General features: G+C 68.2%; 1 protein-coding gene (only partly in view). It reads right to left on the bottom strand.

The features are described from left to right. On the bottom strand, positions 1 to 11,570 hold part of the coding region annotated (locus AC1HC7_RS12895; RefSeq protein ID WP_479499080.1) for an Ig-like domain-containing protein (this coding region is incomplete at its 3' end). The annotated region continues 24,447 nt past the right edge of the window; 11,570 of 36,017 annotated nt are visible.

Here is an 11,570-nt window from a genome sequence, read left to right as displayed (position 1 = left end):
GCGAGCGTCCCGCCGCCCCCGTTCGCGCGGTCATCGCCGCCACCGCCGAACACGCCTTCGGACAGGGGCGGGGGCGCCGGGCGGAACGGATCGGGTTCGGGATCCGGGTTGATGACCTCCGCCGCCGTCACCTCGATGGCGAGCGTCGCCTCGGCGGCGGCGCCGTCGGAATCCAGCACCTGATAGCGCAGGCTGTCCGTGCCCACATAGCCCCGGCGCGGTTCGTAGCGGATGCCGCCATCGGCGGTCAGCGCGGCCTCGCCATAGGTCGGGCCGCTCATGATCCGGATCCTGAGGTCGCTGCCCTCGGGATCGGAATCATTGCCCATGACCGCCACCGTGACCGGGGTCAGCCAGTCGGTCGTCGCGGCGTCGTCGGCGGCCAGCGGCGCGTCGTTGACCGGGGCGACGGTGATCGACAGGGTCGCCGAAGCGCGCGCCGCCACGCCGTCGGACGCGCGATGCAGCCCGTCGAACACCAGATAGCTGATGCTGTCGGCGCCGAAGCGATTCGCGTCGGGGGTGTAGCGGATTTGGCCGTCGGCGGTGACCTCCGCCGTGCCGTGGCGTGGCCCGGACAGGATTCTCAGGCTGAGCGCGTCGCCTTCGGCATCGACGTCATTGGCCAGCACGTCGACCAGGATCGCCGTGTCCTCCAGGGTCGCCGCCGCCTCGCCGCGCGCCACGGGCTGGTCGTTCACCGGGGTGACGGTGATCGACGCCACGGCGTCGGCGCTGGCCCCGTCGCCGTCGACGATCCGGTAGGCGATGCTGTCGGCGCCGAAGAAATCGGCCTCCGGCGTGTAGACGATGCGCCCGTCGGCGGCGACGCTGGCCGCGCCGTTGGCCGGGCCGCTGAGGATCGTCACGCTGAGCGCGTCGCCGTCGGCATCGCTGTCATTGGCGGTCACGTCGATGGCGATTGCGGCGTCCTCGGCGGTGGTCGCCGCGTCGTCGACGGCCACCGGCGCGTCGTTGACCGGGGTCACGGTGACGGTGAGCGCCGCCTCGGCCCGCCCGCCATTGCCGTCGTCGAAACGATAGCGCAGCGTCGCGTCGCCGTTGAAGCCGGCCGCCGGGACGAAGGTGACGTTGCCCGCCGCGTCGATCGAAGCCGCGCCGCTCGACGGATCCCCGACCAGCGTCACGGCAAGCGCGTCCCCGTCCGGATCCGACCCCTTGCCCGCCAGCGCCACGGTGATCGCGACATCCTCGGGGGTGGTCGCCGCGGCGTCGAGCGCCGTCGGATCGTCATTCACCGGCGTGACCGTCAGCGTCAGCGTCGCGGCGGCGCTCGGGCTGGTTCCGTCGCTGACCAGATAGGCGAGGCTGTCGGGGCCGTTGTAATTCGCCGCCGGGGTGTAGCGGATCTCGCCGCCGGCGGTGACCTCCGCCGCGCCGTGGCTCGGCCCGGTGACGATGGACACCGTGAGATCGTCGCCATCGGCGTCGGCGGCGCCGCTCAGCACGTCGGCGTCGACCGGCGTGTCCTCGGGCGTCGCGGCGCTGGAATCCGCCGCCGTGGGGGCGTCGTTCGCAGGCGCGACGGTGATCGACACCGTGGCGGCGTCGCTCGTCTGCTGGCCGCGGGTCAGGCGGTAGGTGAGGCTGTCGGGGCCGTTGTAATCGGCGTCGGGGGTGTAGCGGATGCGCCCCTCCGCCGTCACCTCGGCCGTGCCGTGGGTCGGTGCGGCGAGGATCTGGACCGTGGTCCCGGCGCTGGAATCATTGGCCTTGACGTCGATGTCGGTGGCGGTGTCCTCGTCCACCGTCGCGTCGTCATCCGCCGCCTCGGGGGCGGCGGGCGCGGCCATGATCACGTCGTCCACGGTCACCGTGCTGCCGGTCTCGGCGAAGCCCAGCAGATCGAACATGATCGAATAGGCCGCGGTCGGGTCGGCGGCGTCGAGCGACACCGTGACCAGCAGCGACTCAACCCCGTCGGGCAGCTTGTCGCCCGAGGCGGCGATCGCATCGACGCTGACGCCGCTGGCGAAGCGCACCGTGCCGTCGGCCTGGATGTTGAGCAGCGCGTCGGTGAGCGGCATGTCCGGGATGCCGCCGGTCAGCAGCGGATCGCCGTTCTGGTCGGTCAGCGCCACTTCGAAAGCGTCGGGCGGGGCGCCGTCATTGGCCTGCAGCGACAGGCCGGAGATGGCGAAGGACAGCGAGGGCGTGCCCGCCTCCACCGCGAAGGTCTGGGAGATCCCCGAGAACGCCTGCGTGGATTCGCCGAGCGCCGCCGCGCCCGCAGCGGTGCTCACGGCGCCGGTCAGGGTCCAGCCGAAGCCGGCTGCGCTGGGGTCGGTCACGGCGAAATCGCCGTTGACCAGCGGCCCGGCGACCACCAGTCTTGCCGCGGATTCCGCCTGAGGATCCTGCTGCAAGCCGTTGGAGAGGCGCGCGAAATATGTGGCGACCGCCTTTTGCTCGGGGCTGGGCGCCGGGGCGTCTTCAGCGGGCAGGTCCTGCGCCGAGGGCAGCCGCCGCACCCCGAGCCCGAGCGCGCCGGACATCAGCGCCGAGGCCGAGGTCTGCGCCGCGCCGTGATCCAGCCCGGCGGCGTGGCCGAGTTCATGGGCCAGCGCGGTAAGCAGGTCGACCTGCGTCGCCGCATCCGATCCGTTGAGCCGCTCGAAGGCCCATGCCTTGGCGGTGGCGAGGAATTCTTCGTTGGAGTCCGGCGTGGCGTCCACGAACCAGCCATGCGCGGCGGCGGTGGGATCGAGCAGGATCTCGCCGTCCTTGAGGAAACCCACGGCGTCTTCGAGCAGATCGCCGACGCGCACGGTGGCGGCCTCGACGGCGGCCATCTGGGCGTCGTCCAGCACGTCGGATCTGCGCCACATGTCCTTGGCCAGCGCGAGGAAGTCCTCGGCTTGATCCTGGGTCAGATCGGCGCCGCCATCGGCCTCGCCGGACACCGTCAGCGCCCCCGATCCGTCGATCGGCGCGGCGCCGAGGCGCAGATTGTCGAGCATGAAGATCTGCTGCGTGGCGTTGACGCTGTCGCCAACGTCAAAGGCCGCGAAAAGCGGGCCGATGATGTTGCCCACAAGCTTGATCGCCCCGACCTTGGACACGCCGACGCCCGCCTTGCTCAGCAATTCGGCGATGTCGTCTATCAGCGGGCCGAACCGGGTCTTCATGAAATTCAGCGCGGGCGCCAGCGACTGACCGCCCGAGAGCAATTGCAGCGCTTCGTCGGCGATCCTGGCCGCGCCCTTGGCCAGTTTCTCGACGATCGGCGCGACCTTATCCGGATGGTCCGAGAGAAGGCCGCCGAGCGCATCAGTGGCCTTGTTGGTGATGGCGGATTCCAGCGCGCCGCCTTCGGAACTGAGCTCGCCTGCCGGGATTCCGAGCAGCTTTTCGTTGACCACGTCCCAGAACAGATCGGTGACCGCCGAAAACCCTTCTTTCTTCAAGGTGATGCCAAGGGTCTTGCCGCGCAGGCTTTCGGGGATCTGCACCGAATAGGGCCGCGCCTGATAGAACGAGGTCTTGAGCGTCTGCTCGGCGGTGTGAACCACCTTGCGATACCCGTTGGCCGCGTCGTCGTCGCCCTCCCAGAACTCGATGACCAGCTTGGCGCCGCTCTCGACGATCATCGGCGACCAGACCTCGAAATTCAGATACCCGGCGTCATCGGGGATGAACAGCCTGTTGTGGGAAATGGAATCGAGCTTGGTCGACAGGTCCACCAGATAGGTGATGACCGGCACGCCGATCGCCGCGACAAGGCCGACCGCGACGCCCGTCGCCGGCGTGGCGACAAGCCCGGCGATGATGCTGGCGACGGTGCCGATCACCGCGCCGATCGCCTCGACGGTTTCGCTCAGCGCCTTGTCGGATCCCATGAGGATGCCGCGCCCGCCGCCCGATTCCCAATCCGCGGCAAGGTATTTGCCAAGATCGTTGATGTAGCGTTTCAGCGACTCCATCGCGTCGGAATCATAGCCGGCGTTGTCGCCGCCAAGCCAGTCGAGCACGGCGTTGTTGATGTCGCCGAGCAGCGGCACTTCCAGCGGTTCGTAGACAAGGAAATCATCCAGCGTCTTGGGCAGAACCAGCAGATCGCCGTGGGTGAACGCGTAGTCGTTGGGATTGGGCGGCGGGTTGTCGCCGCCTTGCAGCGCCGGGTTGAGGTATTTCTCGAACAACGGTCGGAAATACCCCATCGCGTCATCCGCCTGCGCCGACGGCAGCGTGGTGAAGCCTTTTTCGTGCAGCACCGAAACCGCGTGCGATTCGCGGATCAGGTCATAGACGTTCTCATACGGATAGTATTCGATGCCAAGGGCTTCGCGCGCTTCGTTCAGCGCCTGGATGATCGGGCCGGCCACGCCTGCGCCGGCGATCGCCTCCAGCGCCGTCCACAGCAGTGACAGGCTGTTGCCCTGAAGCATGTCCACGAGGCTGAGCGTGATGCCCGAGGCGCTGTCGAAATCGATCTTCCGATCCCAGACGAACAGGCTGGTGACGTCGAAATCCGGCAGGAAATTCACGGCGACCGCGCCGGGGACGGCGACCGGCGCCAACGCGCCGCCCGACGCCGCCGTGAGCACGCTGGCCAGCAGCGCGGCCCCGGGGCCGGCGTCGAAGCCAAAGCCCGAGCCGCCATGCGCGGTCCAGCCCGGCAACGAGAAATCAAGCGGGCTCTGGCCGTCGCTGAAAGGCAGGGGGATCACCAGCCCGCCGGGATCGTCCGGGTTTGGCAGCGATTCCTGGCCATAGTCGAAGCCGCCGTTGAAAACGGTCTCGATGGCTTCGGTTTCCTCGACATAGACGACGGCGCCCGAGGGATCGAATTTCGAAACCGTGCGCACCTGTCCCGCGGCCTCGGGATCGGCGGCGGTCACCTTGATCTTGCTGGTGTTCGTCGCCGGGGACAGATCCGGGCGGTCCTCGTCGCCAAGGGTTCCCTGTTCGCTGGCGACGCCGTCGCCGGGCGCGGCGGGGCGCCGGTCCTCGCCGCCGCCAAGCTGACTGAAATACCAGCCCTGTCCCACCGCCGCCTTGATCGAATCGTCATATTCCAGCCCTGCCTTGTGGCTGAGCCAGTCGCGCAGTTCGTCATCATCGGGATTGGCCAGAAGGTCGGGATTGGCGAAATACCACGGGGTTTCGGTGAAATGGTTTTCGCTCTTGAAGCCGAAGGTTTCCACCACCAGCCCGGTGTCGCCGGCCTCGCGCCAGATCGGTTCGATCGTGCCGTTGTTGGACACCGAGGTGATCGAGGCGTCGATGGTGCCCACATACCAGGTCCAGGGCCGCCCATGCACGCCCGCCGCGCCGAACGGCTGGCCGTCGACGAGGAAATCGTCGGACTGGAAGGCGGATAGCGGCGGCGCGCTCAGATTGAAATCGATATTGGCCGCGTCCCCCAGCGCGCGGCCGTTGGGGGTGATGGTGAGCCCGGTGGGGGTGCCGCGGTCCTGATAATAGTTGTCGGCAAAGGTGATGTTTTCCCAGACCTGAACGTTGGGATCCTTGAAATCGCCGAACACCATGTCGTCGAGGCTGATGCTGCCCAGGGCTTCGGCGACGTCGATGTCGATCAGGCCGGCGGACATGTTGCTGAGCATGAGGCTGACCGCATCGGCGGCGACGCCGCCCAGAAAGCTGGCGGCCGAGGCCACGTAGTTGGACAGCCCGCCGCTGGCGAAGGAGGCGACCGCAGACGCCACTTCCGACAGCTTCAGATTCAGCGACGGCTGGTTGAAGTCATGGGGATCCAGCGTGGTCATCTGAATGTCGGCGATGCCGGGGAAATACTTTCCAAGCCTTTGGATGATCTCGGAATTCACCGAGGCGCCGCGGCTGTGGCCGATGAAGTGCAGCGGCGAGCCGAACAGCTTGCCTTCGGTCTGGGCGTTGAGATCCGCCAGCGCGGCGAAATGCGAATCCGCCGCCGCCTCGGACCAGCCGGCGTAGGAGAAGTTGGATTCGTTGCGCCAATCGGAAATCAGCACCACCGGGCGGCCGGCGGCCAGCGCCAGCGCGTCCGCGCCCCGATTGGCCGAGTTGGGCTGAAAGGACCCGTCAGTGCGATCGATGCTCGGGTCGATTTCCACCCAGTCGCCGGTCTTCTTGTCGTAGAGCAGCACCACGCCTTCGTCGCCGGCCTCGGTGATCAGGCGCGCGGTTTCCACCATGTCGGGCGAGCCCCAGCGATTGAGGAAATCGCCTTCGAAGAAGGTGGTTGGCTGGAACCCGTGGGTGAGCACGGTGACAGAGGCGTATGGGTCCGGCGTGTCCACGTCGACCTTGACGCGGAACTGGGAGGAGGCGCGCTCCTCGGTTTCGACGATCCGCACGCCCCAGAAAAAATCGTTGCCGCCGGTCAGCAGGTTGGCGAATTTTTCCTCCAGCACGATCTGGGTGTATTCCTCGGGCGTGCCGCTTTCGCCGGCGGGGACCTCGGCGGCGCCGATGTCCTCGTAGCCGCCATCGGCGGTGATCCTGTATTTGCGGCCGGATTCGAAATTGAAATCCTCGGGCGAGGTGTAAAGCCGCCCCGGATGCTGGTCCTGGCCGATGAACGGACCGCCGCCCACGTCGTCTTCGTATGCGCCGGCGCGATGCGGGTCGTCCGGCCACAGCCCGGCGCCCGATTGCAGGGTCGCGAGGTTGAATGCGCTGGTGTAGGGCGCGGCGGCGCCGGCGCCGACGTCAAGCCGCCAGGACAGGGTGATCGGCGTCGGCGAGGCCTCGTTGTGGATGTTGACGTTTTCGGGCGACACCAGCGTCAGCCGGGCGTTGGGCTGCAGCGCCAGCGCGCGGCCGCGGGTCGCGACCTCCAGCGCCTGCAGGTTGATGGCGCCGTTGATCAGGTCCAGCGGCTTGCGGTCCGCGCCGGTGGTGACCGCGTCGTCGAATCCCGGGCCGCCGTTCGGATCCTGCCCATCTGGCGGGTTGGCGGTCTCGGTCAGCTTCTGCACGTCGTAGACCGCCACCGTCTCGGCGTTGCGGAAGAAGGCGTAGAGCTTCAGCCCGCTTTCGCTGATGGCGATGTCCTGCAGGTAGGTGTTGGGGATCGGCGTGGTGGCGCCGAGATACTTGGTCTTGCCCTCCAGCCCCAGTGGATCGCGGATCACGCCGATCTTGGAACCGGTCTCGAACAGGTCCTCGATGGCGTTGGCGTACATGGCGTCGCTGAAGCGCAGGAAGCGCGACAGGTACCAGTCGGCCACGAAGCCGTATTTGCCGTCCGGGGTGATGGCGATCCCGGCCGGCGCGGAGATGTCGAGATCGTATTTCTGGAACGAGGCCTTGATGTAGCTGAAGAAATTCAGGAACGACGCCACCGGCGTGACCGAGAGGTCGCCCTTGTTGACGTGCAGCGGCGCGGTCTCCTCCTTCTTGGCGTTGAAGGCGAGCGGATCGTTGTTGACGATCTTGATGCGGCGCAGCCCGTTGCGGGTGTCGCCGATCGAGGTGAACAGCATGGTGTCCGAGCGCAGGGTGGAGATGATCGCCCGCGGTCCGCGCGGAACCTCCACGTATTGCAGCACGTCGCGCCATTTCTTCGGATTCGGATCGGTGGGCAGCTTGGGCTGATCGCCAGAATCGACGTTGATGATGGCGATCGTGCCGCTGTTGCGCCAGATGCCGCCAAGGAACCCGCCATTGGCGCCCGAGGTTCCCGGTATCGCCACGAACAGGCGGGTGCCGTCGGCGTTCAGCTCGATCTCGTAGATCAGCCCGTTATAGGGCGCGTCCACGGCGATCGAATCCACCACCTGGTGATAGCTGTCCGATGACGGGTCGAGGTCGATCACATGGATCTTGCCGCGCCCCGCGACGTAGAGGAACCTGCCCGCAGGATCCAGCGCCAGGTCGCTGAAGCCGCCGCCGCCGGGCATGTCGATGGTGAAATCCTCGCCGTCGCCCGCCTGCACGTCCACCAGCTGCAATGACAGCCCGTCGATCACGTGCACGCCGTCGCCGGTGGACACGTAGATGGCCGACAGGTCCTTGGCGGTGACGATGTCGCGCACCGAGGACACGCCGGCGGGCAGCACGATCTGCTTGAGCAGCCGGTCCGGGGCCTGCTCGCCGCCCTCCATCTCGCCGATGCGCGAGGCGTCGAACACGTCCACCGCCGGTTGTCCGCCGCCGGGAACGAAGGTGCCCACGAAGCCGAATCCGCCCTTGTTGGCGATCTTGAAGCTCTGGCTGCTGACGAAGGTGACGTTGTCCTCCCAGGGCGTGACGCCGTCCACGTTGAACGCGACCCGCGCGCGCTCCAGCCGGATCTCGGCCGCGCCAAGCAGGAAATCCCGCGGCGCGGTGATGGTGAAATCGCCGAGCTCGTCGTCGCCGTTCTTGTCGGTGAAGGCCGGCGGATAGACGTAGTAGGACTTGTCGAAGACCTTGAACGCCACGCGCAGATCTTTTGCCGATCCTTCGGCGTTGAAGATCTTGCGCCCGAAGATGGTTATCTTCGCATTGCCGTCGGCGTCGAGAACCGGCGCCGGCACATTGGTGATCTCGGGCGCGTGCGACTGCTGCATCTCGATCGAGGGCGGCGGCAGTTCCACGTCGATCTGATCTATGGCGGCGCCGGGATTTGCGGCGTCATAGGTGTAGGTCACCTCGTCATACGCGCCTTCCTTCTCGTATTGACGATAGATGCTCATGTCCAACTGGTTGGAGATCACCGGAATCGCGAAGGCCAGCGCCGCGACGCCCAGCCCCACGGCGACGCCGGCAAGGCCGCCCACCGCGAACCCGGCGACCAGCGCCACCGCGCCGATCGCCGCCGTGACCCCGAGATTCATGTAGAGCACGCCGACCGGCTTGCTGGCGCGGGCCACCAGGATGTTGCCCTTGTTCTTGAATTCGCCCTTGCCCGCGTCCAGCCCCGGATAGGGCGGCGAGGCGGTGCGCGCCACGCCGTTGGAATCCACCTTGCCGCTGTCGATCACCGACCAGTAGGTCTGGTTGGCGCCGCCCGGCCCGATCGGCAGGGTGATCTCGCGGAAGAAGAACACCTGGTCGCCCGGAACCGCCACCGAGGGCGCCAGCCTGGCCGCCAGCTGGATCGGCCCGTCGATCTCGGCGTCGCCGAAATCATAGGCGAAGGCCGCGCCGTATTCGAAATCCGGCGGCGGCGGCACGGCGAGGTCGGCCTCGGGCATCGCCTCGGCGGCGATCAGCGCATTGCCCTTGATCTGGTCCGGTCCGAAGGCGATCTCGACCCCGCCGGGAACCTGCAGGATGCCGCCGCCCGCGTCGATCGTCGCCGCGACCGCCTGCACCGGGGCCTCGACCTGCACCAGGATGGTTTCCTGCGCGTAGGCGTGGATGACGGTGACGGTGGTGACGCCGGCGCCGACCGCGGTGATCAAGCCGTTTTCGTCCACGGTGGCGATGCGTTCGTTGCCGACGAAATACAGCGTGCCCTGATCGGCCTTGCCGACATAGATCTCGCGCTCCGCGCCGATGCGGGTGACGATCTGGCGCTGGCCGCCGGCGGGCAGGATGGTGACCGCGTCCGGGTAGGCGTCGATGCCGCTCAGAATGGTCAGCAGATCGTCGAGCCTGGTGGTCGTGCCGACCCCGACCAGCGTCGCCGCGTTGATGCCGTCGCGCGCCGCGCTCAGCACCGTGTGCCCGTTGGCCAGCGTGGTCAGCACGCCGCGCGAGGACACCTGCGCGATGTCGGGATCCAGCACCGAGACGCTGGCGTAGTCGAGGGGCAGTTCCACATCCTGCTGATCGGCGAAATCGCCCCGCAGCGTCACCACCTTGACCACGCCCGCGCCCGGGGTGCGGATCTCGGTTTCCGAAAACCGCATCGCCACCAGCCTGGCCGCCGACACGGTGACGACCAGTTCGGTTTCGGCCGAGGCGTTGAAGCCGTCATCGGCGACGATGGTGACGCGCGCCTCGCCGGTGAAGCCCGCATCGGGGGTGAAGATCAGCCCGCCGGGCGTCGAGGACAGCCGCGCGGTCCCGTTGACCTCATTGATCACCCGGTAGAACAGCGGGTCGCCGTCGGGATCGGCGGTGATGGCGTTCAGGTCGATCTCGATGGGCAGATCCACATGGGTGAGCGCGTCCAGCGCCGCCGCGTCGATCTCCGGCCCGGCGTTCCTCGTCAGCCCCAGATTGACGTTGAGCGCCAGCCGGTCGGCAAAGCCCTCGGCCCCGTCGCCGTCGATGTCGGCGCCCGCCGCGCCGGCGAACAGCGCGGTGCTGTCGTCGCCGTCCACGTCGCCGTCAAGATCGAGATCGCCGGCCGCCGACAGCCGCAGCGTCACCGCCCCGGCGCCGTCGAGGGTGATGCGGTGCAGGCCGCTGTTCCGGATGGCGAACAGCGCCACGGTGACGTCGCCGCGGCGTTCCACCGAACTCGGCGCGATGCCCGCCAGCGCGACCCCGGTCAGGCCGGCGCCGTCGATTTCGACCCGCAGCAGCACCGCGCCGCCCGCCGCCGAGGCGATTTCGCTCTTGCGGATGGCGAAGGCGTAGGACAGGTCGCCCCCGCCCCCGAGATCGCCGGCCACCGCGCGCCCGGTGAAATCGCCGAGCCCGCCCAGATCCTCGGCGATGGGCGACGCCGCCGGCGCGGCGCCGTCGGGATAATCCACCCGCTCGCCGGCGCCGCCGATGGTCACCGCGGTGACCAGCCGCCCGTCGGCATAGCCGTAGCGCTGGCCGGATCCGTCATTGAGCGAACGCACCGCGACCAGCCGGTCGGCCTCGTCATAGGCGTAGACCAGGGTCTCGCCGTCGGGCGCGCTCACCCGGTCGATGAACCCCGCAGGGTTCTTCAGGAAGGCGATGCGTTCGCCGTTTTCGGCGGTGATCCCGTCATCGGAGACGAACAGCTTGCGCCCGCCGGCGGTGACGATGCGATTGACGCCGCGGCTGGTTTCGAAATCGTAGCGCGCGCCGTCGGGCCCGGTGAGCGTGAAGCCCTTCGCCGCGTCGCCGGTCTGTTCGGGGTTGTAGGGAAAGCCGTCGGCCGCGGCGAAGAACGCCGATCCGGCCCGCGTCAGCACCGCAGGCGCCGATCCGAGCGACCAGCCATGGCCGCCGTCGGCGGTCCAGGACGGGGTCCAGAAGGTCTTGCCGCGAATGATCTCGCTTTGCGGCGTGAAGCTGAAGCCCACGCGGTCCCCGGTGGGCAGGGTGAGGAACACCCGCTGCCCGATGCGATAGGGCGAAAACACCCCGAGCGCCTCGCGCCCGGTTTTCGGCGCGTCGCTTTCCATGTCCATGTCGAGCCCGGCGAAGGACCAGCCCGAGGCCAGCTTGCCGCGCCCGGAGGCGTCGCCGCCGAAACTGTCATAGATGCGGGTGAGCGCGAAGGCCTCGCCGCCCAGCATCACCGACAGATCGGCGATTTCGCGGGCGTGGCGCCCGGTTTTCACGGCCGAATCCACCGCGAAATCGACGGTCCCGACCGCCACGCGCCCGCCGATGTCCGCCGCGGTCAGGCGCAGCGTGTAGAACCCGTTGGCCAGCGCGCCCGGGTCCAGGGTCACCGCCAGCTGGTCCACGGTCTCGCCGCCGCTGGCCAGCGGGATCGGGTCGCCGGCGCCGTCGCGGCGCAG

It is taken from the genome of Oceanicella sp. (genome assembly GCF_056449545.1).
This window is presented reverse-complemented; position numbering and strand designations above follow the sequence as displayed.